Origin of the sequence: Massilia sp. CCM 8734, assembly GCF_011682155.1 — a bacterium.
Classification (GTDB): Bacteria; Pseudomonadota; Gammaproteobacteria; order Burkholderiales; family Burkholderiaceae_D; genus Telluria_A; species Telluria_A rubra.
The window spans coordinates 20,713-47,020 of record NZ_WHJI01000021.1; the positions used below are offsets into that span (position 1 = coordinate 20,713).

The window sequence follows — 26,308 nt, forward strand, 5'->3', positions numbered from 1 at the left end:
ACTTAAATTGGTTTAGCAACCAAATTATACTTGTTTTTGCCGGCCGCTTTCGTTAGTCTAGTAATATTGGGTGAACGACCAAACAATCGAACGGAGTACACGATGAACGTAACTTCCCCGAAGGTATTGGTGCTGACCGGCGGGATCGGCAGCGGCAAGTCGACCTTCGCGCGCGCTTTCGAGGCGCTGGGCGTGCCCTGCATCGACGCCGATGCGCTGGCACGCACGGTGCACCAGGATCCGGCGCACCCGGCCACCATGCAAATTGCGCGCGCCTTCCCGCAGGCCATGGCGGCGGACGGCAGCCTGGCGCGCGGCAGCCTGCGCAACATCTTCGCGCTCGATGCGGCCGCCAACGAGGAACTCAAACGCCTCCTGCGCCCGGCGGTGCTGGCCCTGGCCGACGCCTGGACGCGGCTCCAGCGCGCGCCCTACGTGGTGTGGGAATCGGCGCTGGCGACCGACCAGGCCCTGCCCGCAGCGCGGGTGCTGGTGATCGATACGACGGACCAGCACCGCGCCGCGCGCATCGCCCTGCGTAATCCCGACTGGACAGCCGCGCAGGTGGCCAGCATCATCGCCATGCAGCTTGCGCGCGCCGACTACCTGGCGCATGCCGACGACGTGGTCGGCAACGACGGCACGCTTGACGACGTGCGCACCCTGACCTTGCAACTGCATCACCGATACACCGACCTGTGGAGCTGAACCTTGAAAAAAATCGCATTCTCCGGCACGCTCGACCCGATCACCAATGGCCACCTGTGGGTGATCGGCGAAGCGCGCGAACTGGCCGACGAAGTCGTTGTGCTGATCTCCGAAAATCCCTTCAAAAAGCCGCAATTCGACGTCGCCTCGCGCAAGGACATCGTCGAACGCAGCGTGGCCGCACAAGGGTGGACCAACGTCAGCGTGGTGCTGGTGCGCGGCGACTACACGGCCCGCGCGGCCAAGCGGCTGGGCATCGACTTCCTGATTCGCGGCATCCGCAACACCTCCGACTTCGATTACGAAAACCTGATCCAGCAAGCCAACGTCGATGTGCTGCACGGCGCGAAAACGCTGTTCGTGATGCCGCCGCGCGACCTGGGGTCGGTCAGTTCGAGTTTTGTGCGCGGCTTGCAGGGACCGGTCGGCTGGCACTGGACCACGCGCCAGTTCATGCCGGCGCCGGCCTACGCGGCGTGGATACTGGACTGGCTGCGCAAGGACTGGGACAGCCTGTGGCCAAGCGACGACGCCAACGCCGCAGCCTGGTTCGCGCGCCTGACCGGCGAGAGCGCGTACGGCTCCGGCGCGCGGCCGTATCACAACCTCGATCACCTGGTGCACGGGCTGACCGAGATCACGGTGTGGGCGGCCAACGCCGGCGCCGGCGCGGCGCGGATGGCGGTGCTGAAAAAGGCATTCTGGTTCCACGACGCAGTGTATGGCGGCGGCAGCGGCGCCGGATCGAACGAAGAACAGAGCGCACAGCTGTGGCTCGCCTCAGGCCTGGACGGCGATGCGGTAGCGCTTGAAGTGGCGAGCCTGATCCGCGCCACCGAGCACCTGGCGCCGGTGGCGTCGCGCCATGCGCTGCAAGACGTGATGCAGGGCGTGGACCTGGCCATCCTGGGCCAGGCGGCCGATGTGTACGATGGCTATGCGCGCGCGGTGCGGGCCGAGTACCAGCACGTCGAGGAGGCCGATTACCTGGCCGGCCGCGAGCGCATCCTGGCGCATTTCCACGCGCAGGCTGTCGCCGGCACACTGTATCCGGATGCGTACTTCGCCGACCTGTACAACGAGCGCGCCCGCGACAACCTGGCGCGCGAACTGGAAACGCTGCGCGAGCGCCAGTCGTTTGCGGGCGAATCTCCTTAAGTCATACGGGGGCAGCGCGACGACGGGCTGCTACACTCGGCACTCCGCCACTCGCCAAGGAAGTCTTCCGATGCCTGCTCGTTCCAGTCTGTCGCGCCTGTTGTGCGCGACCGCCCTTTTCATATCGCTGCCCGGCGCGCACGCCGCCGAAGATGCAAGCTACGGCCCCGAACTCGAAGGCTTCAGCTACCCGGCGCCGGTGCAGAAATTCGCGTTCACCTCGCAAAAAGCCAAGCTGCACATGGCCTACATGGACGTGAAACCGGCCACGCCGAACGGACATACGGCAGTCCTGCTACATGGGAAGAACTTTTGCGGCGCCACCTGGGAGTCGACCATCAAGGTATTGGCCGATGCCGGCTACCGGGTAGTGGTGCCCGACCAGGTGGGCTTTTGCAAGTCCAGCAAACCGGCGCATTACCAGTACACCTTCCAGCAACTGGCGACCAACACGCGTGCGCTGCTCGAATCGCTCGGCGTGCGCCGGGCGGCCATCGTCGGGCATTCCACCGGCGGCATGCTGGCGGTGCGCTATGGGTTGATGTACCCGGAGCAGACGACGCAACTGGTGCTGGTCAATCCGATCGGGCTGGAAGACTGGAAGGCGGCTGGCGTGCAGTCCATCGACGTCGACACGTGGTACGAGCGCGAATTGAAGACCACGGCGTCGAGCATCCGCGAGTACGAAAAATACACGTACTACGTCGGTCAATGGAAACCCGAGTACGAGAAATGGGTGCAGATGCTGGCCGGGATGAACCGCGGTCCGGGCAAGCAGATCGTCGCGTGGAATTCGGCGCTGATATACGACATGATCTACACGCAGCCGGTCGTGTATGAATTTCCGCTATTGAAGATGCCGACCCTGCTGCTGATCGGCGAGTATGACAATACCGCCATCGGCAAGGACCTGGCTCCGCCGGAACTGCGCCCAAGGCTGGGGAACTACCGGGTGCTGATGAAGCAGGCCGCGCAAAACATACCGAAGGCGACCCTGGTGTCGTTCCCGAAGCTCGGTCACGCGCCGCAGATGCAGGACCCGGACGCGTTTCATGCGGCTTTGTTGAAGGGAATGGCCGACGCCAGGTAGCCAGCCGCGCTAGCGCGTGGCCAGTACGGCCGTGGAATACGGCGCCAGCACGCGCCATCCCAGGGCCAGGTAGAGCGAGCGTCCCGCCTCGGTTGCGACCAGCAGGCGCTCGGACACGCCGGCCTGTTGCGCCAGCGCGTCCAGCGCCGCCATCAATGCACTGCCGAGGCCTTTGCGTTGATGCGGAGCGAAGGTTTCGATGCGGTCGAACACCGCGGCTGTGCCGTGCACCACCACGCGCCCGAAAGGTGGTCACAGATTGTGGCCACTTTTTCTCCACATCGATCACTCAACCCGGAGCCGGCATTTGTCGGCTATCCAGGATGGCAGGGACTGACTGATCGGCGCCATGTCGTCGGGATCCATGCTTCCCATGTCGACCAGCAAGACCGTGCCGGATGCCAGCGACAGCATGACGGCCTGTCCTCCACTGTCGTCGCCAATGGCAAGATAACCGGGCGCGTATTCGCCCACTTCCAGGGTCTGGTTTCGCTCGATCACATCGTCGAGCGGATACACCACCAGGCCATTGTCGAACCAGATACCGTTCGCGCATCGCAGCAGCGCCCGATACGCATCGGGCAAGCGCATGCCCAATTGCGCTTCGACCTGGTCGATCGAGGTTTCCGCTGCGGGTGGATTGATCCTGGCGAGTGACGTCAGATGAACGATATTCATTGGCATTCCGGTCTAACGCGGTGTATGTCCAATGCGGTGCCAGGTCTGACAAACGGACGCGGGCCCGGCTGAAGATACCGCAAATGCGATTTCAACAGCCGGGCCCGTGTCCGAATGTCAGACCTGGCACCGCGTGGGGTGCGGCGGATTATTCTTCCGCGACCGCTTTCTTGACGGCGGCTTTTTTGGCTGCCGGTTTTTTGGCCGCAGCCTTTTTAGCAGGCGCTTTTTTAGCCGCCGCCTTCTTGGCCGGCGCGGCTTTTTTCGCGGTGGCTGGCGCCGCCTCGTCGCCCTCGGGATCGGCTACCGCCGCTGCTTTGCCTTTAGCCGGCGCCTTGGCCTTGCGTTCCTCGAACTCGAAGCTGATCTTGCCATCCTTGCCCTTGACCAAAAACGCCTTGAACGGACGACGCGTGCGCTGCGATACAAAACCCGGCATCAGGTCGGTCTTGCCGTCGTTGAGCAGCTTGACCATTTGCTCAGGCAAAATTTCTTGCTGCAAGATGATGCGGCCGCTGCGGAAGTCGCAAGTCTTCGGCTTGGCTACGCTGTGCTCGCACACATACGCCAGGCCCATCTCGAACACGCCGCCGGCGCATTTCGGGCACGGTCCGAGCGCGGTCTGGCCGGTGAAGTCGACGCCTTCGCCATCTTCGCCACCTTCGTCGTTCTGGCCGAAATCAAATTCAAGCTTGCAATTCTTGATGTCTTCATCGCGCACGATGCGCAAAATGGCGGCAAACGGACGTCCCATTTTCGAGCGGAATCCCTGCATCGGGCCGATCGTGCGTTTTTCCAGCAACTCTTCAACTTCGGCAATCTCGAACTGGCGGCTGCCAGGCGTCTTGCTCATGTTGAATTCGCACTTGGTGCAGGCGAAACGACGGTAGTTTTCCTTGACCACGCCGCCGCAGTTCGGGCACGGCGTGTGCAGGGTCGCGTAGTCGCCCGGAATCGTGTCGTTGTTGTATTCCTTGGCGCGCTTGACGATGATTTGCGTCATCTGGGCAATTTCACGCATGAACTCGTCACGCGAAATCTTGCCCTTCTCCATTTGCGACAGCTTGTATTCCCATTCGCCGGTCAGTTCGGGCGCGGTCAGCTCGTTCACGCCGAGGCCGCGCAACAAGGTCATCAGCTGGGATGCCTTGGCGGTCGGAATCAGTTCTCGCCCTTCGCGCAACAGGTAGCGCTCGCCCAGCAAGCCTTCGATGATGGCCGCGCGCGTCGCTGGCGTGCCCAGGCCCTTGCCGGCCATGGCGTCGCGCAGTTCATCGTCGTCGATCAGCTTGCCGGCGCCTTCCATGGCGGACAGCAAGGTCGCTTCCGAGTAGCGCGCGGGCGGCTTGGTGACCAGGGCGTTCGGGCTGACTTTTTCGGTCTGCACTTTTTCGCCCTTGGCCACCGGCACCAGGTTGCCGCCGGTGTTGTCGTCCTTGTCGCTGTCGGTCGAGGCTTCCTTGCCGTAGATCGCCAGCCAGCCCGGATTGGTCATGACCTTGCCTTCAGTCTTGAACTGGTGGCCGGACACTTCGGTAAAGCGGGTGGTGACCTGGAATTCCGCAGGCGGGAAGAACACCGCCATGAAGCGGCGCGTCACCAGGTCGTACAGCTTTTGTTCCGGCTCCGACAAATTCTTCGGCGCCAGGGTGGTCGGGATGATCGCGAAGTGATCCGAGATCTTGGTGTTGTCGAAAATGCGCTTGTTCGGCTTGACCCAGCCCTTGTCGGTGATCTGCTTGGCGAACTGGTGGTAGTTATTGTTCTCCGCCAGGCTCACCATGGTGTCCTTGACGGTGTTGACGTAGTCTTCCGGCAGATGGCGCGAGTCGGTACGCGGGTAGGTCAGGACCTTGTGCTTTTCGTACAGCGCCTGGGCCAGGCCGAGCGTGTTCTTGGCCGAAAAGCCGAACCGGCCGTTCGCTTCGCGCTGCAGGCTGGTCAGGTCGAACAGGGCCGGCGCCATCGAGGTGGTCGGCTTCGATTCTTCCGTTACATTGCCCTGGCGGCCCTTGCAGGCCATGGCGATGCTGTCGGCGGCCGCGCGGCTCCACAGGCGCTCGGAGCGCTTCTCGGGGTCGTTCTCGTCCTTCTTGAAGGCCTGGTCGAGCCAGCGCCCTTCGTACACGCCGGCGGCGCACACGAACTCGGCGCGCACTTCCCAGTAATCGCGCGAGATAAATTTCTTGATCTTGTCTTCGCGCTCGACCACGATCGACAGGGTCGGCGTTTGCACGCGGCCCACGGTGGTCAGGTAGAAGCCGCCTTCCTTCGAATTGAAGGCGGTCATGGCGCGGGTGCCGTTGATGCCGATCAGCCAGTCCGCTTCGGAGCGGCAGCGCGCGGCGTCGGCCAGCGGCAGCATTTCTTCGTCGCTGCGCAGTTGCGTGAAGCCGTCGCGGATCGCGCCCGGCGTCATCGATTGCAGCCACAGGCGCTTGATCGGTTGCTTGGCCTTGGCGTTTTGCGCGATCAGGCGGAAAATCAGCTCGCCTTCGCGCCCGGCATCGCATGCGTTGATGAGTTGGGTGACATCCTTGCGCTTGATCAGCTTGTTCAAGACCTTGAGTCGGGCCTCGGTCTTGGCGATCGGGTTGAGCGCGAAATACGGCGGAATCATGGGCAGGTGGGCAAAGCTCCACTTGCCGCGCTTGACGTCGTGCTCTTCCGGTACCGCGATTTCCAGCAGGTGGCCGACGGCCGACGACAGGACATATTCGTCCGATTCGAAGTACTCATCGTGCTTGGTGAAGCCGCCCAGCGTCTTGGCGATATCGTTCGCGACGGAGGGCTTCTCGGCGATGATGAGGGTTTTGGTCATAGGTTTTCTCGTCGTACTATATTAAGTGGTTCGGCCCGCGCATCATACATGCTTGGCCGCAGCAGGCGGGATTTTGCCGTCCTGATATCGAAATTGTAACAACCCGATAGAGCGGCCAATGATAAGCGGGTTGCCGGGAAGTCCGCAAGTAGCCACTGCATGCCAAAAGCCACAATCGTGCCGGCAGCGGGGGAAAAGCGTTGCTTGGAAGGGAAAACGGGACGCAGGCGGGCGTGATACGGACGGCGCCGGCCTGACTCAATGCAGCAAGCGCGGAGCCTGCTCGTCGTCGGAGCCGAACAGGTCGTCGAACATCAGCGCGTCCGGTTCCTTGCCCTGGCTCCACAACAGCATCAGCACGATGATCTTGAGCTTGCCCAGGCCCACCGGCGACTCTTCCAGCGCCAGCGCGCGTTCGATCACGATCTCGCGCTGCACGGGGCTGAGCACGCCCGCGCTTTCGAGGAACTGGATGAAGCCGACCGCCGAACTGCCCAGGGCGTCGGATTCGCGCTGCACGTAAAACCGCGTGCCGCTCGAGGTGAACGCCAGGGTCGCTTCGTCGCCCGCCATTTCGGTCAGGTCGGTCAGCCACACGAGCGCTTCCGAGATCTCGACATCGTCGAAACCGACAGCGGACAGTTTACGCGCCAACGCGGCCGGCTCGGGGCAGGCATCGGGGCGGTAGTACGTCTCGTAAAGGTAGACCAGGATATCGAACATGGCTCTACTCTATCAGTTAAGTTCGCTAAAACACAAGCCCGTCCGTGCGCCTCTTGCGCCCCGCCGACCCGATTTTTTAGCGCTTTACACGCTGGAACAATCCGCCCGGCAATCGTTCGAGATGACCGGCAAGTTCGAGCGCCAGCAAGCGGCCCGCCAGCACGGCCGGATCGCAGCCGACCAGCGCGCCGAGCGCATCGGCGCCGACCGGATCGTAGCCGAGCGCGTCGAGCAGCGCGCGCTGCGCGGCATGCAAGGATGCGCTGCTGTCGGGTTGGCGCGCCAGGGTGGCCAGCGGCGCCACGCGCAGCGGGATCAGGATGTCGTCGACGCAGTCGACCAGGGTGGCGCCTTCGCGGATGAGGATGTGGCAGCCTTTTGAGAGCGGCGCATGGATCGAGCCGGGAATGGCGAACACCTCGCGGCCCTGGTCGAGCGCCAGCCTGGCGGTGATCAGCGAACCGGAGTTGGCGGCCGCCTCGACCACCAGCACGGCGCAGCACATGCCGCTGATCAGGCGGTTCCGGCGCGGGAAGTTGCCGGGCGTCGGCCCGCTGCCGAGCGGGTACTCACTGACCACGCAACCCTCTTGCGCAATGCGGCGCGCCAGCGCTTCGTTGCGGCTCGGATAGATGCGGTCGGCGCCGGTGCCGGTCACGGCCACGGTCGAGCCCGGACCGCGCAAGCCGCCATCATGCGCGCTAGCATCGATCCCGAGCGCCAGGCCGGACACGATGGTCAGGCCGGCCGTGCTCAGCGCGCTGGCGAAGGCGCGCGCATTGGCCGCGCCCTGCCCGGTCGCATTGCGGCTGCCGACGATGGCCACGGCCGGCGCCGACAACAACGCGACCCGGCCGCACGCGTACAACAGCAGCGGCGGCATGGCCAGTTCGCGCAGCAGTGGCGGAAAAGCGGGGTCGTCAAAGGTGAGGAGGTGGTGGTCGGGGTCGGCCAGCCAGTCGAATACGGTGTCGAGGTAGGCGGCGCAGGCGTCCGGCATGGGCTCGCACAAGGCGCGCGCGACGCTATCGGAAACAATTTCGCGCAAGGCCAGGTGGGAAGCGCTGAAGATGGATTGCGGGGTGGAAAAGCGCGCAAGCAGGCGCTGCGCTGTCACGACCCCCACGCCCGGCGTCTGCTCCAGGCGTACCCAGGCCGCCAGGCGCTCGGCCTGGCGGCGGGGGTTGGCGGGGTCCGTGTCTTGCACGGCGGTATTACTCCGGTGATCTGGCCACGTCGCCGATTTTCACCGGGTCGGTTACCTGCATGATCAAGCCGTACGATACACGGTTGAACACACGGAAAATGAACAAGGTGCCGGACTGCTCGTCAGGCAACTTGATCATCGTCTTCTTGGTGCCCAGGATGCCCGCTTTCGGCGCGCCCGGGTCGGGCACCGTTCTGCCCAGAGTGTACAACTGCAGCACGGTGCCGATATCGATTCCGTCAAGCTTGCCGCGGTTAACGCTGACCACCTGGTTCTGGCCGGCATGCGTCACACCCGAATAGATGCCCATGATGCGCGCGTCGACCTTTTGATCGGGCGGGTGCGGCATGTAGTTGCGTATGACGGTCGGCGGCGCCGGAATCAACAGGTCGCCCACGCCGATTTCCTGCTTGGAACTGGCCACCACGAAGGTGTGCGCGTCCACGCCCGGCTTGGCTTCGGCGAACAGCTTGGCCGTGCCCAGGTACACCGCTTCATAGGCGAGCAGCTTGCCGGTTTCCGGATCCTTGAGCGGGGTGCCCGGACGGAATACCTGGAAGGAACTGCCGCCCTTGAGGTCGCCGCGCACATAAATCTTGTCGTCCTGGCCGAGGAAGACGTGGCCATCCTGGGCCGCGGCGATGCGCGGCGAGCCCTTCAGTTCGTCGGCTTCGACGATCAGCGGCTGCGACAGGAACGGCTCGATCACGCCGGCCGGAATGGCCTGGATCGCATCCTTGCCCAAGCCTTCGGTACGGATCTGGGGCGACAGGCGCAAGGTGCCATTGGCGCTGCCCGAGCCATCGCCGCTACCCGGACGGGACAGCGACAAGCGGTTATTCTTGCGGTCGAAGTAAACGATCTGACCCGGATAAATCCAGTGCGGATTGCGGATTTCTTCCTTGTTCAAACCCCACACCTGGGGCCAGCACCACGGGTGCTGCAAGAACTTGCCGGAAATGTCCCACAAGGTATCGCCCTTGACCACAACGTGCTGGTCAGGAGCGTTGGGCCGGAATTCGCAGGTGGCCGCTTGGGTCGGGGCTGCGAGCAGTCCCGCAAAAAGCGCCACAACCGCTACGCGGACGCCGACTGTGCTAAAATTTTTCATTGAGATGTCCGTAAAGTGCGGCATTAACACGGAATTGCTAGCTGGACACGTCACCTTGCCAGCCACAGCGCAAGAGACAGCGCGATTTAACGCTACCCTATCGACGATATCGATGATAAGGCTTGCCGAACTGGATCAAATTCTGCACATAAATCCTTGAACTAGCAAGAAAAACCATGCTCAACCCGGTTGCGGGTCTGTTGTGTTTTTGTTGTGTTTTAGAATTCTTATGCGTATGAGCACTTGAAATTATCACCGAATTGTTATCGAAATTACTAGACCTATGGCAATACTGAATATTCTCCGCTACCCAGACGCACGCCTGCACAAGGTGGCCAAGCCGGTCACCGAATTCGGCGAGCGCATCACCAAACTGGTGGCCGACATGGCCGAGACCATGTACGACGCGCCCGGCGTGGGCCTGGCCGCGAGCCAGGTTGACGTGCACGAGCAACTGATCATTGTCGATACGTCCGAGACCAAGGACGACCTGCGCGTCTTCATCAACCCGCAAATCATCTGGGCCAGTGCTGAAAAGCAAGTCTACGATGAAGGCTGCCTGTCGGTGCCGGGCATCTACGACGGCGTGGAGCGTCCCGCGCAGGTCAAGGTCAGCGCGCTCGACGCCAACGGCAAGCCGTTCGAGTTCAGCGCCGATGGCTTGATGGCGGTCTGCATCCAGCACGAGATGGACCATTTGATGGGCAAGGTGTTCGTCGAATACCTGTCGCCGCTCAAGCGCAACCGGATCAAGGCCAAGATGCTCAAGGAAGAGCGCGGGATGGAACGCGAAGCGGCGCTGCGGGCGGCGGGTCGCCGGCACTAAAGGCGGGCGGCCGGTAGCAGCAGTCCGTCGCAGCCGAGGTCTTCAAAACCGTCGTTCCCGCGAAGGCGGGAACCCAAGTCCGTAGTTCAGTCTCCGACTGCGCCGATCACTTGGGTTCCCGCCTTCGCGGGAACGACGGTGTTTGGCGTTACTGCCGTGTTTGGCGCTGATGGCGGCCAGTCCGTTTGTACTTTGAACTGTTTAACCCAGGAACCCCATGAAAATCATCTTCGCCGGCACGCCGGAGTTCGCCGCCGTCGCCCTCCAGGCCCTGCATGAAGCCGGCTTCGAGATTCCGCTGGTCCTGACCCAGCCCGACCGCCCCGCCGGGCGCGGCCTGCAATTGCATGCCTCGGCGGTCAAGCAATACGCCTTGGCCCACGATATCGACGTGCTGCAACCGCTCTCCCTGCGCCTCGACAGCAAGGATCCCGAACGCGCCGCCCAGGCCGCCGTCGCGCACGCGCGCCTGCTGGCCACCGACTACGATGTGATGGTGGTCGCCGCCTACGGCCTGATTCTCCCGCGCAGCACGCTCGACATCAAGCCCTGCATCAACATCCACGGTTCCCTGCTGCCGCGCTGGCGCGGCGCCGCGCCGATCCACCGCGCCATCGAAACGGGCGACCTGGAGACCGGCGTGACGATCATGGAGATGGAAGAAGGCCTCGACACCGGCCCCATGCTGCTGATGGAAAGGGTGCCGATCGCCCCAAACGACACCACCGCCACCCTGCACGACACCCTGGCCGCCCTGGGCGCGCGCATGATCGTCGAGGCGCTGCGCGCGCGCGCCGCCGGCGCCCTGCACCCGGTGCCGCAGCCGGCCGAAGGCGTGACCTACGCCGCCAAGATCAGCAAGGAAGAAGCCGCGCTCGATTTTTCCCTGTCATCAAACGAACTGGCCCGCAAGATCCGCGCTTTCAACCCCTTCCCCGGCGCGCACGCCGAGCTCAACGGGGTAATCATCAAGATCTGGGGCGCCGAAGCGCTGGAAGCGGGCAGCGATGCGCCACCCGGGCAAGTGCTGGCGGCCGACGCCCAGCACGGCATCATCGTCGCCTGTCGACAAGGCACCTTGCGCCTGACGGAACTGCAAAAACCCGGCGGCAAGCGCTTGCCTGCGGCCGAGTTTCTCAAGGGATTCCCTTTGGACGGACTCAGCCTGGACTAAGCCGCCCTGCCGGTGTCAGCTTATGGCTGGGCTGCGTCGCGCTCAGCCTGCTGCGCTTCCATATGTTCGCGCAGGATCTGGTTGATGCGGGTCTGGTAACCCGGACCTGCGGACTTGAACCATTTCAGCATATCCACATCGAGGCGGATCGTGACGATCTGCTTGAGCGGCGCGGCGGCCGATGGGCGCGCAACGGTGCTGGCGTCACCGTTCTGCATGGATGCTGGCTCGGACCAGCTGGTTTGAAAATCATCGTTCATGTTTGTGTTCCCCGTAAAGACGCACTGCGGCGTCATCGATGCGATTGTCGTCTTCGCATGTAACGTAAAGATTGCAGACACCTCACGTTTTGTATCGTCTTGTATCAAGTCACTATTTAAATACAAAACGATACAAAGCGAACTCATCAATTGCCCTCCGGGAAACCAAACGGGCACGATGACGTATAATTTTAGACCCGGTCCACGCCGGTTCCGACCCGCCAATTGAAAGCACAATCATGACTACCCATCCCGCCATGTCCACGACTGAAACCCGGCTGCGCGACATCCTGTCGCGCCGGATCATGATCCTCGATGGCGCGATGGGCACCATCATCCAGCAGTACAAACTGGACGAAGCGGCCTACCGCGGCGGACCGGGCGGGCGTTTCGCCGATTTTGCGGCCCCGGCCGGCAGCGGCGCGCGCGAGCTTTTCGTCAAGGGCAACAATGAATTGCTGACCCTGACCCAGCCGCACATCATTCAGGAAATCCACGAGCGCTACCTCGCCGCCGGCGCCGACCTGATCGAAACGAACACCTTCGGCGCCACCACCATCGCCCAGGACGACTATCACATGGGCCACCTGGCGCGCGAGATGAACGTGGCCGCCGCCAGGCTGGCGCGCGCCGCCTGCGACAAGTACAGCACCCCGGACAAGCCGCGTTTCGTCGCCGGCGCGCTCGGGCCTACCCCGAAAACGGCCTCGATCTCGCCCGACGTGAACGACCCGGCCGCGCGCAACGTGACCTTCGACCAGCTGGTGGCCGCCTACCACCAGCAGGTGGGCGGCCTGGTCGAAGGCGGCTCCGACGTGCTGCTGGTCGAAACCATCTTCGACACCTTGAACTGCAAGGCGGCGCTGTTCGCGATCGACCTGTATTTCGACGAGAACCCGGGCATCGAACGCCTGCCGATCATGATTTCCGGGACCGTCACCGACGCCTCGGGACGGATCTTGTCGGGCCAGACCGTGCCCGCCTTCTGGAACTCGGTGCGCCACGCCAAGCCGCTCACCATTGGCCTGAACTGCGCGCTGGGCGCGGCCCTGATGCGTCCCTACGCCGAAGAACTGTCGCAAATTGCCGACACCTTTGTCTGCATCTACCCGAACGCCGGCCTGCCCAACCCGATGAGCGACACCGGTTTCGACGAACTGCCGGCCGACACCTCGTCGCTGCTGCGCGAATTTGCCGACAGCGGCTTTATCAACATCGCCGGCGGCTGCTGCGGCACCACGCCCGACCACATCAAGGCGATCGCCGACATGCTGGCCACGACCGCCCCGCGCGCGCTGCCCGATATCCCGGTGGCGCAGCGCCTGTCGGGCCTCGAGCCGTTCACCATCGACCAGGACTCCCTGTTCGTGAACGTCGGCGAGCGCACCAACGTGACCGGCTCCAAGGCCTTTGCGCGCATGATTCTGAATGAGCAGTACGACGAAGCGCTGTCGGTGGCGCGCCAGCAGGTGGAAAACGGCGCCCAGGTCATCGACATCAACATGGACGAGGCGATGCTCGACTCGAAGGCGGCCATGGAACGCTTCTTGAACCTGATCGCGTCCGAGCCCGACATTTCGCGCGTGCCGATCATGATCGACTCGTCCAAGTGGTCGGTGATCGAAGCGGGCCTCAAATGCGTGCAGGGCAAGGCCATCGTCAACTCGATTTCGATGAAGGAAGGCGAAGAAGAATTCATCCGCCAGGCGCGCCTGTGCCGCCGCTACGGCGCCGCCGTGATCGTGATGGCCTTCGACGAACAGGGCCAGGCCGATACGTTTGCGCGCAAGACCGAGATCTGCGCGCGCGCCTACAAGGTGCTGACCGAGCAGGTGGACTTCCCGCCCGAAGACATCATCTTCGACCCGAACATTTTCGCCATCGCCACCGGCATCGAAGAACACAATAACTACGCGGTCGACTTCATCAACGCCACGCGCTGGATCAAGGACAACCTGCCGCACGCGAAAATCTCGGGCGGCGTCTCGAACGTGTCGTTCAGCTTCCGCGGCAACGACCCGGCGCGCGAAGCGATCCACACCGTGTTCCTGTACCACGCCATCAAGGCCGGCATGACCATGGGGATCGTCAACGCCGGCATGATGGGCGTGTACGACGACATCGCGCCCGAACTGCGCGAGCGGGTCGAAGACGTGGTGCTGAACCGCCGGATTGATTCCACCGAGCGCATGATCGAGATCGCCGGCACCTTGAAGGCCGGCGACAAGCAGGATGTGCAGACCCTGGCCTGGCGCGAAGGCACGGTGCAGCAGCGCCTCTCGCACGCGCTGGTGCACGGCATCACCCAGTGGATCGTGGAAGACACCGAAGAAGCGCGCCAGGAACTGCTGCACAACGGCGGGCGCCCGATCCACGTGATCGAAGGCCCGCTGATGGACGGCATGAACGTGGTCGGCGACCTGTTCGGACAAGGCAAGATGTTCCTGCCGCAGGTGGTGAAATCGGCGCGCGTCATGAAGCAGGCCGTGGCCCACCTGATTCCCTTCATCGAAGAAGAAAAACTGCTGGAAGAAAAACGCACCGGCATTGTCGCCAAACCGAAGGGCAAGATCGTGATCGCCACCGTCAAGGGCGACGTGCACGACATCGGCAAGAACATCGTTTCCGTGGTCCTGCAGTGTAATAACTTTGAAGTCGTGAACATGGGCGTGATGGTGCCCTGCTCCGAAATCCTGGCGCGCGCCAAGGTCGAAAATGCCGACATGATCGGCCTGTCGGGCCTGATCACGCCGTCGCTCGAAGAGATGGCCCACGTGGCCAAGGAAATGCAGCGCGACCCGCACTTCCGCATGCTCAAGATTCCCCTGCTGATCGGCGGCGCCACCACCAGCCGCGCCCACACGGCGGTCAAGATCGCCCACAACTACGAAGGTCCCGTGGTGTACGTGCCGGACGCCTCACGTTCGGTGTCGGTGGCGCAGTCGCTGCTCACGCCCGAGAGCCGCGACCAGTACATCGACGACATCGCCCAGGATTATGTGCGCATCCGCGAGCAGCACGCCAACAAGAAGGCGCTGCCGATATTGTCGCTGGCGGCCGCGCGCGCCAACAAGATGGCGCTCGCGTTCGAGCCGGTGCGGCCGAAATTCATCGGCCGGCGCGAATTCAAGAACGTCGACCTGGGCACCCTGGCCAGGTATATCGACTGGGGTCCGTTCTTCCAGACCTGGGACCTGGCCGGTCCCTTCCCCGCGATCCTGACCGACGAGGTGGTCGGCGAAGCGGCGTCCAAAGTGTTCGAAGAAGGCCAGGCGCTGCTCAAGAAAATCATCGAGGGGCGCTGGCTGACGGCCAACGGCGTGGTGTCGCTGATGCCGGCCAACAGCGTCAATGACGACGACATCGAGATCTATACGGACGACACGCGCGCCACGGTGGCGTTCACGTATTACGGTTTGCGCCAGCAGGGCGTGAAACCGCTGGTCGATGGCGTGCAGCGCCCGAACCAGTGCCTGGCCGATTTTATCGCGCCAAAAGCGTCGGGTATCAAGGATTATATCGGCATGTTTGCGGTGACCAGCGGGCTGGGAATCGAAAAATACGAAAAGCGGTTTGAAGATGCGCACGACGATTATTCGTCGATCATGCTCAAGTCGCTGGCGGACCGATTGGCCGAAGCGTTCGCCGAATATATGCACGAGCGCGTGCGCACCGACTTGTGGGGTTATGCGCTGGGCGAGGACCTGAGCAATGAAGAGATGATCGGCGAGCGTTATGCGGGTATTCGCCCGGCGCCCGGTTATCCGGCCTGCCCGGAGCATACGGTGAAAGCGGCTATGTTCAAGGTGCTGCAGGCGCAGGAAATCGGCATGGAATTGACCGAGTCGTTCGCCATGTTCCCTGGGGCGGCGGTATCGGGCTTCTATTTTGCGCATCCGGAAGCGAAGTATTTCGTGGTCGGGAAGATCGGCGAAGACCAGTTGAACGACATGGCCAAGCGGCGCGGCGTGCCGAAAGAAGACCTGGAACGCTGGCTGGCGCCGAATTTGTCGTAGGAGCGCGTCGCTACTGCGACGCAGGCAGGTAACACACCTTGCCATCGTTGCGGCAATCGCCCTCGTCGTTCCGGCCAACGCCGTCGTCGTGGCGGCAATCGCCCTCGTCGTTCCCGCGCAGGCGGGAACCTAAGTTCGTATAGCCGCCAGCTGCCATGCACTTGACTTGGGTTCCCGCCTGCGCGGGAACGACGCGGCACTCGGTGAATCGTGAATCGTGCGCTTAGATCGCGTAACGCACCACCTTGTCGCTCCACTCGAAGGCGGCCACTTCCAGTTCGATCAATTCTTCGCTGGAAATCGCCAGTTCGCGCAGCGCAGGCAGCACCTGGTCATCCGACTCTTCCATGCGCTCGATGCACTCGGCCAGGTGCAACAGGTCGCCGAAAAAGCCGCAGCGCCCCAGCAGCGCTTGCGATACCTCGTCGATGACGGGAATCTGCTCGACGATGACCGTCATCGGCATCCCGAACAAGGCATCCATCAGCGACATGATGCCGACGGTGAAGGCGATCTCGGCCACGTTGCGCTGGCCGGGACGCAAGCGCTGCGCCAGCAATTCGAGCAGGCGCCCGCGTGTGGTGGCAAGCAACAACAGCGGCGTCATGCTGTTGCCGCCGCGCGAAGGCTCGGCGTACAGCATGATCTGCAGCCAGCGCTGCAACTGCCGGCGGCCGAGAATGGTCAAGGCCTGGCTGATCGAATCGATGCGGTGGCGCATGCCGATGGCGGGCGTGTTGACCAGGCGCAGCAGGTTGAGCGCCAGGGTCACGTCGCGCTTGACCGCCCGTTCGATCTCGATATTGTCGGCGTCCGAGGTCACCAGGCCCATCAATTCGAGCACCGCCAGCTGGGACGGCGACAGCTTGCGCCCGCTGATCACGGCCGGCCGGGCAAAATAGTACCCCTGGAAATAGTCGAACCCCAGGCCAAGGCAGAGGTCGAATTCCTCGCGCGATTCGACCTTCTCGGCGATCAGCTTCTTTTTTTCGCGCTTGAAACGGGGCGCGGCGGCAGTCAAGCCGGACAGCGGCATGGTGCGCACGTCGAGCTTGACGTATTCGACCATCGGCAACAGCTGTTGCACCTCGGGCGCATCGAGGCGCACATCGTCGAGCGCAAAGCGAAAGCCGTGTCCGGTCAAGTCGGCAATGCGGTCGAGCACCGCCTGGTTGACCACCATGCTCTCGACGATTTCCAGCACCACCCGCTCGCGCGGAAGGAACACGAAGATGTCGCTCATCAGCACTTCGGCGTCGACATTCAGGAAACCGAGCGCATCGCCGATGACTTTTTCCAGGCCCAGCTGGGCGGTGTGGGCAATCACGGTGGCGGTGGCGGCGACATCGTTGTCGATCTCGGCCGATTCGCCTGCCGCATTGCGGAAAAGCATTTCGTAACCGTACAAACCTTGTTGTCGGTCGAGGATCGGCTGGCGCCCCAGGTAGAAATCACGCACTGGCATCTGTTGCGCCATTAGGTCGGATTCGGAGTCGTGGCTCATCTGTCCTGTAAATATCAATAATAACAGCCGGTAATGTAACCTAATTAATACCAGTGCGCGGAGGAAATACTTATCGCTCCTGTATTGACATTCCATCCACAAACACTTTGAATTCGCCGGGAGCAAAGGCGGTCCACTGTTCGTTGGTGGTCAGCGGTTCGGTAACGATGATGGCTACCCGATCTTCCGGGGTCGTGACTTGAGAAAAATCAACACTGACATCTTCATCGGACAGGCTGGCGGTGACAAAAGGATGCTGGCGAACCACATAATGCAGCTTGGTGGAGCAATGCACAAACAGGGCCGAACCGTCCGACAGCATCAGGTTAAAGGTGCCGTGCACGGCCACCGCGGCCACCAGCTCCTGCAATGCCGCGCGCAGCACGGGCAGCGCGGGCGCGCTGTCGCCGAAGCGGCTGCGCAATTCCTGGAGCAGGAAGCAAAAGGCTTTTTCGCTGTCGGTGCTGCCGACCGGGCGGTACGGGCCGTTCAGGGTCGGCGCAAACTCCTTCAGGTCGCCATTGTGGGCGAACACCCAGTAGCGGCCCCACAGTTCGCGCACGAAGGGATGGCAGTTTTCCAGCGCAACATGGCCCTGGGTCGCCTTGCGGATGTGCGCAATGACATTTTTGGATTGGATGGGATAGCGCTTGATCAGTTCGGCCACAGGCGACTCCACCGCCGCCTGGTGGTCGACAAAATGGCGCACGCCGGCGCCCTCGAAGAAGGCGATGCCCCAGCCATCGTGGTGGGTATCGGTGCGGCCGCCGCGCATGGCGAAGCCGGTAAAGCTAAAAACAATGTCCGTAGGGACGTTGCAGTTCATTCCGAGGAGTTGGCACATGGCGCAAGAATACCATGTTCGGACGGCAATTCGGGGCGGCTGCCACCGTGGGCGGCGACCTGGCCTGCCGCTTCCTGTCCGCCAGCGGCAGACAGGACGGTGAAACGATGCCCGTTCAGTGCCGGGCCTGCAAACATGTGTGCAATTAGTGCAACAGCACGGGTTGGCTCATCAGCGAGTCATACGAGCCCAGGAAGTCATCGATCTCTTCCATGGTCGGTTCGCTGGCGATCAGGTTGTTGACGTCGCGCCTGAACGATTGCGCAAGTTTGCCGCCGATAAAGGCTTCACGACGACCGGATTTGTCGACGATTTCATAGCCGCCGAAGCGCAAGGCTTCGAGATTGTGATCGACGCCGAATTCGACCACACTGTACTGTTCACTGTTGTAGATCATGTTCATTATTGCTCCTTCGCTCGATCAGACGTTCCACTGTGCTCAACAGGGCAGGTGGGGCTATGCGGACCGATTTTCAAGTGCGCAGGTCCGCTGTCAGTTCCAACAGCTGATCGTATGGCGGGTCTTGCAGCCACGATCGCAACTGATCAAGGTGGTCCGTGGCGGCCAGCCCGATGAACAGCCGCTCGGGGCGCAGACGCAGGATCCGGTTTAATGTTACACGCAAAACGAGATTGCCGGTGCAGCAAAGGCAGCCAGGCGCGATGCGGTGAACATGCAGGGAGTCGGAAGGAGACAGCAGGGTTTGGCCGGATGGCAAGCCTTCGAGCACGACGGCGACCAGCCCGCGCAGCGGGTCGGCAGCGCCGGCCTGAGCGCCGGCCTGCGCCAGGCGCGCCGCGATGGCCGCCTCGCGCTGCGCCGCCGGGCCGCCCGTGACCAGGGTCAGGGCGGTCCGGCGCGCAGGGGGTGCGCTCATCCGTTCTTTTTAGCCAGCTTGCCCGGCTCGACGCCGAGTTGCTTGAGCTTGCGGTACAGGTGAGTGCGTTCCAGCCCGGTCTTTTCGGCCACGCGGGTCATGCTGCCCCCCTCGCGCCCCAGATGATGCTCGAAGTACATGCGCTCGAAAGCGTCGCGCGCCTCGCGCAGCGGCAGGTCGAAACTGAGGTTGAAACCGTGCCCTTCCCCGTTCGGCATGCCGCCCATGCGCGGCGCGATGGCCGATTGCGGGGTTTGCGCCGAAAACATGGCCGAGGCCGTCATCGGGCTTTCCTCGGGCTGGGGCGCGAGCATCGGACGCGGCGCGATCACCGGCGCGCGCACCACTTCCTGGGCCCGTGTCAGGCCCTGCTGCACCGCCTTGAGCAACTTTTGCAGCGCGATCGGCTTCTCGAGGAAGTTGAGCGCGCCGATCCGGGTTGCCTCGACCGCCGTATCGATGGTCGCGTGACCGGACATCATGATGACCGGCATGGTCAGCAAGCCGTCGCGCTGCCACTCCTTGAGCAGGGTGACGCCGTCGGTATCCGGCATCCAGATATCGAGCAGCACCAGGTCCGGTGCCCCCGCCGCGCGCGCATCGCGCGCCTGCTGCGCGTTTTCAGCGAGCGTGATTGCATGGCCTTCGTCGCCCAAAATTTCCGAGAGTAACTCGCGGATGCCCATTTCATCATCAACTACGAGAATGTTTGCCATGTGTTTGCCTTCCTCTTTTTGCCCGCTCCAATGGCATGCAGCGCATACCGCTCACAGCCGCGATTTTATTCTTGATTCAACGCTTGTGCCACAACGCTGGCCGGTGCTAACTTTAACAGTAAAATCAACACTGACGCGCCAGTTCCGTCACTCCGGTTCTGTATCTCTATCTTGCCGCCGTGTTCATCGATGATTTTCTTCACCATCGGCAGTCCCAGGCCGGTTCCGCGCACCTTCGAAGTCACATATGGCTCGAATGCGCGCGACAGGATTTTAGGGGCGAATCCCGGCCCGTTATCGACAATCGACAAGCGCACCGCGGTACCGGCCCCGTTCGCGCCGTGGTAATGAATCGCCTCGGTGGTGATATCGATGCGCGCCGGCGCTGCATCGGGGCCGCGCTCGCTCATCGCATCCTGGGCGTTTTGCAGCAGGTTATGGATCACCTGGCGCAATTGGGTCGCATCGCCCATCACCGATGGCAGCTTATCGGCCAGCTCGGCATGAATAATATCGCTTTCATCGCCGGATAGGTATAAATGCAAGATTTCGCCCACCAGCGCGTTCAGGTCGAGCTTGTCGAGCACGGCCGGCGGCGCCTTGGCGTAGTCGCGGAAGTCGTCCACCATGCGCTTCATGGCGTCGACCTGGTTGACGATGGTCGCCGTGCCCTTGTTGAGCAGGTCGCGGTCGGTCCCTTGCAGGCGCGACTCGAGCTTCATCTGCATGCGCTCGGCCGAGAGCTGGATCGGCGTGAGCGGGTTTTTGATCTCGTGCGCCAGGCGTCGCGCCACTTCGCCCCAGGCCATCGAGCGCTGCGCCGAGATCACATCCGAAATATCGTCGAACACCACGATGTAGCCGCTGCCGGCGCCCACCGGCAGGCGCGAGCCGCGCGCCAGCAGGGTGATGTCATGGTCGTCGTTGGTGCCGAGCCGGCGCGGGATTTCGATCTCCTGCTGCCAGTGGGTGCGCTTGCGCGCCGAACCGGCCGCGCTCTGCGCGCTCTGGGTCGAAAAGGCCTTGGCGATAGCTTGCGCGAACACCTCCAGCCCCTCGATCGCGGCCAGCGCCATGCCCATGTGGCCGGCCACGTCGTGCTGCAGGATGCGCTCGACCGCCTCGTTCGAACTGACCAGTTTCGAATCGGCGTCCAGCACGATCACCCCGGCCGACATATTTTCCAGCACCGATTCGAGGTGCGCCTTGGCGCTCTGCAGGGCGGCGCGGTTGCGCTCGACCGCGCTGCGCGCCTCGAACAGCTGGCCGGTCATGGTGTTGAACGATTGCGTGAGCGTGCCCAGTTCGTCCGAGGTGGCCACGATCGGGCGCGGCGACAGGTCGCCCTCGGCCACCGCGCGCGTGCCCTCGGCCAGCACCAGCAGCGGCTGCGCCAGTTTGCCGGCGATCACAAAGGCGCTGGCGATCGCCCCGAAGATCGCCAGCAGCAAGGTCAAGGTGAGCGTTTCGATATACATCTTGCGCAAGCCGGTGCGCGCCACGAAGCGCTCCTGGTATTCGCTGTAGGCGGTGCGCAGCACCTCGGCGTTGAGCGCCAGCTTGACCGGCACCGCCTGGATCAGCTGCAAGAAGCGCGGCGAGGCCCCGGGCGGCTCGGGAATGGCCAGCACCACGCGCAGGCGCAGGCTGGTGGCGCCATCGAGCGGGCCCGGCGCGCCCCCGTGGTTGCCGCTGGTATCCTTGAAGTCGCGCTCCACCCCGCCCTCGGCCACCGAATACCCGCCCGGCATCACCGCCTGCAACAGCATGGCCGGCGTCGGCAGGTCGGCCTTCAGGTCGACCCGTGGGGCGGCCGCGCTGGTGATCAATTTGCCGTCCTGGCCGATGATGACCGCGCTCAGCATCCCCTCCTGCTCCTGCACCAGGCGCGTGAGGATATCGTGCGACGCGACTTCTTCCTGGCCGGCGATGGTGGCCGCGCTGATCTCGCCGATGGCCCCCAGTTCGCTGCGCGCCTGGTCGAGCGCGGCCACGCCCAGGCTCACGCCCGATTCGAGCGCCGCCTCGATCTTCACGTTGAACCACGACTCGATCGAGTTCGACACGAACTGCACCGACACCAAGAAGATGACCAGCCCCGGCAAAATGCCGATGCCGGCGAACAGCAGCACCAGGCGCGTCATCAGGCGCGAGCCGAACTTGCCGCTCTTGTAGCGCACATACAGGCGCGCCAGCGCCACCACCACGAACACCAGCAGCGCGCCGGCCACGGCCGCGTTCAGGCCGAGCAGCCAGGTATAGTAACGGTCGAAAAAGCCCGAATTGTCGGAGGCGGAGGCGAGCAGGAACAGCAGGATGCTGACGACGGCGGCGCCGACCATCACGGCATAGCGCAAGACCTGTTTCACGCTGGTTCCAGTTCCACGTTGATCATTCCGCCGTATAGGGGAAGGTTTTGTTCTTGGAAGCGAGGCGCCAGTCGGAATTATTGAGCGCGTTGACCTGCATCGGCTTGGGCAGCAATTCCCGGTCCATGAACATGCGCAGGGTGACGTTATAGGTCTCGCCGCGCTTGAGCGCCGATTTCGGCGCGATCACCCAGCGGCTGGGCCGGCGGATCAGCACCATCGCGTCGTCCAGGGTCGGAAAGCTCTGCGCCATGCTGCCCAGCACCGATACATGGTACTGGCGCGTGAGCACGTTGTACCAGATGCGGATGGTCTGGCGCGCCGAGACAGCCTTGTCGTCGTACCAGTACCAGCGCGGGCGCGTCAGTTCAATTTCGGTGGTGAAGTACAGCTGCACGCCATGCTTGATGGCGTCTTCCAGGCCCTCGTTGAGCTCGAACGCATAGCTGGCCGCGAGGCGGTAGCCCTCGTCGGTCGCCTCGATGTGGGCATGCGTGATATCGACCACTTCCGCCGCCCGTGCCGGACCGAACGCGCATGCGGACGCGAACATCAGCAGCAGCTGGCAGGCCAGGAGTCGGAAAAATCGTAATGTCACAGGAGGGACAGAGCCTTAAAAGTTCGCATAGTCGAAGGACCCGTTACGTCGCGTTTTTTTGAAACAGGGCGTAGAACAAACCGTCATGATCCTGCATGGCGGTACCGGTCGGAAGCAACTGTCCCGGCGCGGCGAGGCGAGTCGCGTTGTGGCGCACCGCGAATGCGGCGGCCTGCGCCTCCGATTCCTGGGGCCAGAGCGAACATGTCACGAACAGCAATTTACCATTCGGGCGCAACATCTGCCAAAGGTTGTCGAGAATTTTGGCCGAAAGTGTTGCAAGTTGGAGTGCATCGCCCTTACGCCGCAACCAGCGGATGTCCGGGTGGCGCCGCACGATGCCCGAGGCCGTGCACGGCACGTCGGCCAGGATGCGGTCGAACTGCTGGCCGTCCCACCAGACGCTGGTCTGGGCTTCGAACGCTTTGAGCGTGGCCGACAAACCGAGGCGTTCCAGGTTCTCGCCCACGCGCTCGAGGCGCTTGGGGTCCGAGTCGAGCGCGGTCAGGTCCAGCTGCGCCAGTTCCAGCAAGTGGCACGTCTTGCCGCCCGGCGCGGCGCAGGCGTCGAGCACGCGCATGCCGTCCTGCACATCGAGCAGCGGCGCGGCCAGCTGGGCGCCGGCGTCCTGCACCGAGGCCAAGCCGTCCTCGAAACCGGGAATCAGGGCCACGCCCAGCGCTTTTTCGAGGCGCACGGCCGACGGGCCGATGCGCGTGGCGGCCATGCCTGCGTCGGCCAGCAACTGTATGTATGCCTCGACCGTGGCCTTGCGCTGGTTCACGCGCAAGGTCAACGGCGGCTGGGCGTTGCCGGCCGCCAGGATGGCTTGCCAGTTGCCCGGATAAGCCGCTTTGGCGGCGTCGATCCACCACTGCGGATAATTGAACTGCGCGACCGGCTGCGTCAAGGCGCTCTTGAGCAACTCCTCGCGTTCGCGCAGGAAGCGGCGCAGCACGGCGTTGACCATGCCCTTGGCGTGCGCCATGTCCGGATGCGAACTGGCCACGGTGACGGCCTGGTCGACCACGGTAAATACTTCGTAGGGCGGCTCGGCGCCGTCGGGCGTATCGATCAGGGTCAGGGCGCAGCACAGCAGGCTGGCCAGCATCGGCGGCTCGGGCGCCTTGGAGGTCATCAGGCCGAGCAGGGTTTCGCTGCGGCCGAGCTGGCGCATGGTGCGGTAGGCGATATCCTGGATCGCCCCGCGCGCCTGGGGCGCGGCGGCGGTCACGCCGAAGGCGGTCAAGAGCGCCTGCGGCAAGGCGGCGCCGGCGCGCACCTGGGCCACGGCATTGGCCGCGCCGAGCAGGCACAGCGCGAGCGAATCGGGTTTCAGGTCGGGGCGGTAGCCGGGCTGGAGCACCGGTTTGACCTCGTAACTCGCGCGCATGCGCGGCGCGGCCGGCTTGGCGGTTTTGGCGGCGGCGGGTTTGATGGAGAGCGTCGGGCGCTTGTTCGTCATGGTCGGGGTCAGCTCGGCTACTTAATAAAGGCGCAATTGTACCGGTTTAGGTCCCGCACAGGCTTAAACGATCCTTTATGACAACACATTCTTCCAACGCCCAACGCCCGCCCTCCCAAAATCCGACAACCGGGGTCTGACCTCTGATTCGAAACATATTTCTAAGCATCAGCAATTTTGCATGCAAAAACGGTTCGCTCCGGGCACCACAGCCTTGGGCGCCACGCCCGAGTCGGATCATTGTTGCCGCCAAGCGAAAAGACAACGTTTTCATTGCTAATCAGAGGTCAGACCCCGGTGGGGAGCTTGTTGGCGGGGGTGGCGTTGTCGGTGGGTTGCGAGGGCGGACTCAGAGGGGCGGCAAACCAGTATAATTGAGCTACTATTGCCCGTGGCACTGCCACCGCTCGACTACTCTACAGATCACCGCTCATGCTCGCCTCACAAAAACAAGAAATCGCCGCCCTGTTCCAGGCCGCCCTCGCCCCCGTCCTCGATGGCACCGGCATCTCGCCGTCCGTCGTCCTCGAGCGCCCGCGCGATCCGTCGCACGGCGACATCGCCTGTAATATCGCCATGCAGCTGGCCAAGCAGCTCAAGATGAACCCGCGCGAACTGGCCCAGAAAATCGTCGCTTCCCTGCTCGAGAACCCGGCCGGCAAGGCCCTGGTCGAGAGCGCCGATATCGCCGGCCCAGGCTTCATCAACCTGCGCGTGGCAGCTTGCGCCAAGCAGTCGGTGGTCAAGGCCATCCTCGCCGAAGGCCAGGCCTTCGGCCGCAGCGACGCCGGCGCCGGCAAGAAGATCATCCTCGAATTCGTCTCGGCCAATCCGACCGGCCCCCTGCATGTGGGCCACGGCCGCCAGGCCGCGCTGGGCGACGCCCTCGCCGCCCTGTTCGACGCCCAGGGCTATGCGGTCACCCGCGAGTTCTATTACAACGACGCCGGCGTGCAGATCGCCACCCTGGCCAATTCGGTCCAGGCGCGCGCGCGCGGCTTGAAGCCCGGCGACGCCGCATGGCCCGAGTCGGCCTACAACGGCGACTACATCGCCGATATCGCCACCGATTACCTGGCCGGCAAAACCGTCTCGGCCAGCGACGGCTTGCCCGCCACCGCCAGCGGCAATGTCGACGACCTCGATTCGATCCGCCCGTTCGCCGTCACCTATCTGCGCAACGAGCAGGATATCGACCTGCAAGCGTTCGGCGTGAAGTTCGATAACTACTATCTCGAGTCCTCCCTGTACGCCGACGGCAAGGTCGAAAAAACCGTCGAGGCGCTCATCAAGGCCGGCAAGACCTACGAGCAGGACGGCGCGCTGTGGCTGCGCACCACCGACTACGGCGACGACAAGGACCGCGTGATGCGCAAGTCCGAAGGCGGCTTCACCTACTTCGTGCCGGACGTGGCGTACCACGTCGTCAAATGGCAGCGCGGCTTCACCCAGGCCATCAATATCCAGGGCAGCGACCACCACGGCACCATCGCACGCGTGCGCGCCGGCCTGCAGGCGGTCGGCCTGGAGATCCCGCAGGGCTATCCCGACTACGTGCTGCACAAGATGGTCACGGTCATGAAAAACGGCGCCGAGGTCAAGATCTCCAAGCGCGCCGGCTCCTACGTGACCGTGCGCGACCTGATCGAATGGTCGGGCGACGGCGACATCGCCAAGGGCCGCGACGCGGTGCGCTTCTTCCTCATTTCGCGCAAGGCCGATACCGAATTCGTGTTCGACGTCGACATCGCCCTCAAAACTTCGGACGAGAACCCGGTGTATTACGTGCAGTACGCGCACGCGCGCATCTGCCGCATGCTCGAACAGTTCACGGGCGATATCGCGTCGCTGGCGTCGGTCGACCTGGCGCCGTTGACCGCGCCGACCGAAATGACCCTGCTGGCGACCCTGGCCGCCTATCCGGAAATGCTGGCGCGCGCCCAGGCCGAGCTCGGCCCGCACCAGGTGGCGTTCTACCTGCGCGACCTGGCCGCCAACCTGCACAGCTTCTACTTTGCCGAGCGCGTGCTGGTCGACGACGAGGCCCTCAAGCTGGCGCGCCTGGCGCTGATGGTCGCCACCCGCCAGGTGCTGCGCAACGGCCTGGCCCTGATCGGCGTGTCGGCGCCGGAAAAAATGTAACCGCTAATGCGATTGAAAGC

General features: G+C 63.4%; 22 protein-coding genes. 7 read left to right on the forward strand and 15 right to left on the reverse strand.

Annotated elements, in window-relative coordinates; translation table 11 throughout:
- Positions 1–102: 102 nt before the first annotated feature.
- From coaE to F2P46_RS19425, 3 genes are all read left to right on the forward strand, one after another.
- Positions 103–708 carry a dephospho-CoA kinase gene (coaE, locus tag F2P46_RS19415; protein ID WP_166893174.1) on the forward strand — a complete coding sequence of 202 codons (606 nt, stop codon included), beginning with the start codon at positions 103–105 and terminating at the stop codon, positions 706–708.
- A 3-nt stretch (positions 709–711) separates the two neighbouring features.
- Entirely contained in the window at positions 712–1,866 is a 1,155-nt protein-coding gene (gene coaD, locus F2P46_RS19420) for a pantetheine-phosphate adenylyltransferase (RefSeq protein WP_166893176.1), read from the forward strand.
- A 70-nt stretch (positions 1,867–1,936) separates the two neighbouring features.
- Positions 1,937–2,956, forward strand: coding sequence for an alpha/beta fold hydrolase (locus tag F2P46_RS19425; RefSeq protein WP_166893178.1), 1,020 nt, complete (start codon positions 1,937–1,939; stop codon positions 2,954–2,956).
- A 9-nt stretch (positions 2,957–2,965) separates the two neighbouring features.
- Here F2P46_RS19425 and F2P46_RS37765 read toward each other — a convergent pair whose 3' ends face one another.
- From F2P46_RS37765 to F2P46_RS19455, 6 genes are all read right to left on the reverse strand, one after another.
- Positions 2,966–3,187, reverse strand: coding sequence for a GNAT family N-acetyltransferase (locus tag F2P46_RS37765; protein WP_368737931.1), 222 nt, complete (start codon positions 3,185–3,187; stop codon positions 2,966–2,968).
- Positions 3,188–3,241: 54 nt separating this feature from the next.
- On the reverse strand, positions 3,242–3,634 hold the full coding sequence (locus tag F2P46_RS19435; protein ID WP_166893181.1) for an SMI1/KNR4 family protein: 393 nt from the start codon (positions 3,632–3,634) through the stop codon (positions 3,242–3,244).
- A gap of 148 nt (positions 3,635–3,782) precedes the next feature.
- The gene (locus F2P46_RS19440) at positions 3,783–6,455 is read right to left on the reverse strand and encodes a DNA topoisomerase III (protein ID WP_166893183.1); all 2,673 of its coding nucleotides are present in this window, start codon (positions 6,453–6,455) and stop codon (positions 3,783–3,785) included.
- A gap of 258 nt (positions 6,456–6,713) precedes the next feature.
- Positions 6,714–7,178, reverse strand: a complete 465-nt coding sequence (locus F2P46_RS19445) for a DUF494 family protein (RefSeq protein WP_166893185.1) — start codon at positions 7,176–7,178, stop codon at positions 6,714–6,716.
- Between the two features lie 76 nt (positions 7,179–7,254).
- Entirely contained in the window at positions 7,255–8,385 is a 1,131-nt protein-coding gene (dprA, locus tag F2P46_RS19450; protein WP_166893187.1) for a DNA-processing protein DprA, read from the reverse strand.
- A gap of 7 nt (positions 8,386–8,392) precedes the next feature.
- Complete coding sequence (locus F2P46_RS19455) at positions 8,393–9,496, reverse strand: LysM peptidoglycan-binding domain-containing protein (RefSeq protein ID WP_166893189.1); 1,104 nt, start codon at positions 9,494–9,496, stop codon at positions 8,393–8,395.
- A gap of 283 nt (positions 9,497–9,779) precedes the next feature.
- On the opposite strand from F2P46_RS19455, the gene def reads away from it, so the two are divergent.
- Both def and fmt read left to right on the forward strand, forming a co-directional pair.
- Complete coding sequence (gene def / locus F2P46_RS19460) at positions 9,780–10,322, forward strand: peptide deformylase (RefSeq protein ID WP_166893191.1); 543 nt, start codon at positions 9,780–9,782, stop codon at positions 10,320–10,322.
- Between the two features lie 217 nt (positions 10,323–10,539).
- Entirely contained in the window at positions 10,540–11,496 is a 957-nt protein-coding gene (gene fmt / locus F2P46_RS19465; RefSeq protein WP_166893193.1) for a methionyl-tRNA formyltransferase, read from the forward strand.
- A 20-nt stretch (positions 11,497–11,516) separates the two neighbouring features.
- Here the strand turns inward: fmt and F2P46_RS19470 are convergent, their stop codons facing one another.
- Positions 11,517–11,714 (reverse strand): BrnA antitoxin family protein, encoded by a 198-nt coding sequence (locus F2P46_RS19470; protein ID WP_368737932.1) that lies wholly within the window; start codon positions 11,712–11,714, stop codon positions 11,517–11,519.
- A 299-nt stretch (positions 11,715–12,013) separates the two neighbouring features.
- Between F2P46_RS19470 and metH the strand changes: the two genes are divergently transcribed.
- Positions 12,014–15,772, forward strand: a complete 3,759-nt coding sequence (metH, locus tag F2P46_RS19475) for a methionine synthase (protein ID WP_166893340.1) — start codon at positions 12,014–12,016, stop codon at positions 15,770–15,772.
- A gap of 223 nt (positions 15,773–15,995) precedes the next feature.
- On the opposite strand, the gene F2P46_RS19480 is transcribed toward metH, so the two are convergent.
- From F2P46_RS19480 to rsmB, 8 genes are all read right to left on the reverse strand, one after another.
- Positions 15,996–17,237, reverse strand: coding sequence for an EAL domain-containing protein (locus tag F2P46_RS19480; protein WP_229509356.1), 1,242 nt, complete (start codon positions 17,235–17,237; stop codon positions 15,996–15,998).
- Between the two features lie 109 nt (positions 17,238–17,346).
- Positions 17,347–18,120, reverse strand: coding sequence for a class II glutamine amidotransferase (locus tag F2P46_RS19485; protein ID WP_166893199.1), 774 nt, complete (start codon positions 18,118–18,120; stop codon positions 17,347–17,349).
- Between the two features lie 145 nt (positions 18,121–18,265).
- A complete protein-coding gene (locus F2P46_RS19490) occupies positions 18,266–18,523 on the reverse strand; it encodes a DUF3567 domain-containing protein (protein WP_054266260.1) in 258 nt (85 codons plus the stop codon).
- 70 nt (positions 18,524–18,593) lie between these two features.
- Positions 18,594–18,998 carry a GTPase gene (locus F2P46_RS19495; RefSeq protein ID WP_166893201.1) on the reverse strand — a complete coding sequence of 135 codons (405 nt, stop codon included), beginning with the start codon at positions 18,996–18,998 and terminating at the stop codon, positions 18,594–18,596.
- Positions 18,995–19,714: a response regulator gene (locus F2P46_RS19500; protein WP_166870248.1), complete on the reverse strand. Its 720-nt coding sequence runs from the start codon at positions 19,712–19,714 to the stop codon at positions 18,995–18,997. The genes F2P46_RS19495 and F2P46_RS19500 overlap by 4 nt, the downstream gene beginning before the upstream one ends.
- Before the next feature lie 65 nt (positions 19,715–19,779).
- Positions 19,780–22,083, reverse strand: coding sequence for an ATP-binding protein (locus F2P46_RS19505; protein ID WP_166893203.1), 2,304 nt, complete (start codon positions 22,081–22,083; stop codon positions 19,780–19,782).
- Positions 22,084–22,105: 22 nt separating this feature from the next.
- Complete coding sequence (locus F2P46_RS19510) at positions 22,106–22,636, reverse strand: DUF4390 domain-containing protein (protein ID WP_166893205.1); 531 nt, start codon at positions 22,634–22,636, stop codon at positions 22,106–22,108.
- Positions 22,637–22,724: 88 nt separating this feature from the next.
- Entirely contained in the window at positions 22,725–24,146 is a 1,422-nt protein-coding gene (gene rsmB / locus F2P46_RS19515; RefSeq protein ID WP_166893207.1) for a 16S rRNA (cytosine(967)-C(5))-methyltransferase RsmB, read from the reverse strand.
- A 432-nt stretch (positions 24,147–24,578) separates the two neighbouring features.
- On the opposite strand from rsmB, the gene argS reads away from it, so the two are divergent.
- A complete protein-coding gene (gene argS / locus F2P46_RS19520; protein ID WP_166893208.1) occupies positions 24,579–26,288 on the forward strand; it encodes an arginine--tRNA ligase in 1,710 nt (569 codons plus the stop codon).
- The last annotated feature ends 20 nt before the right edge of the window (positions 26,289–26,308 follow it).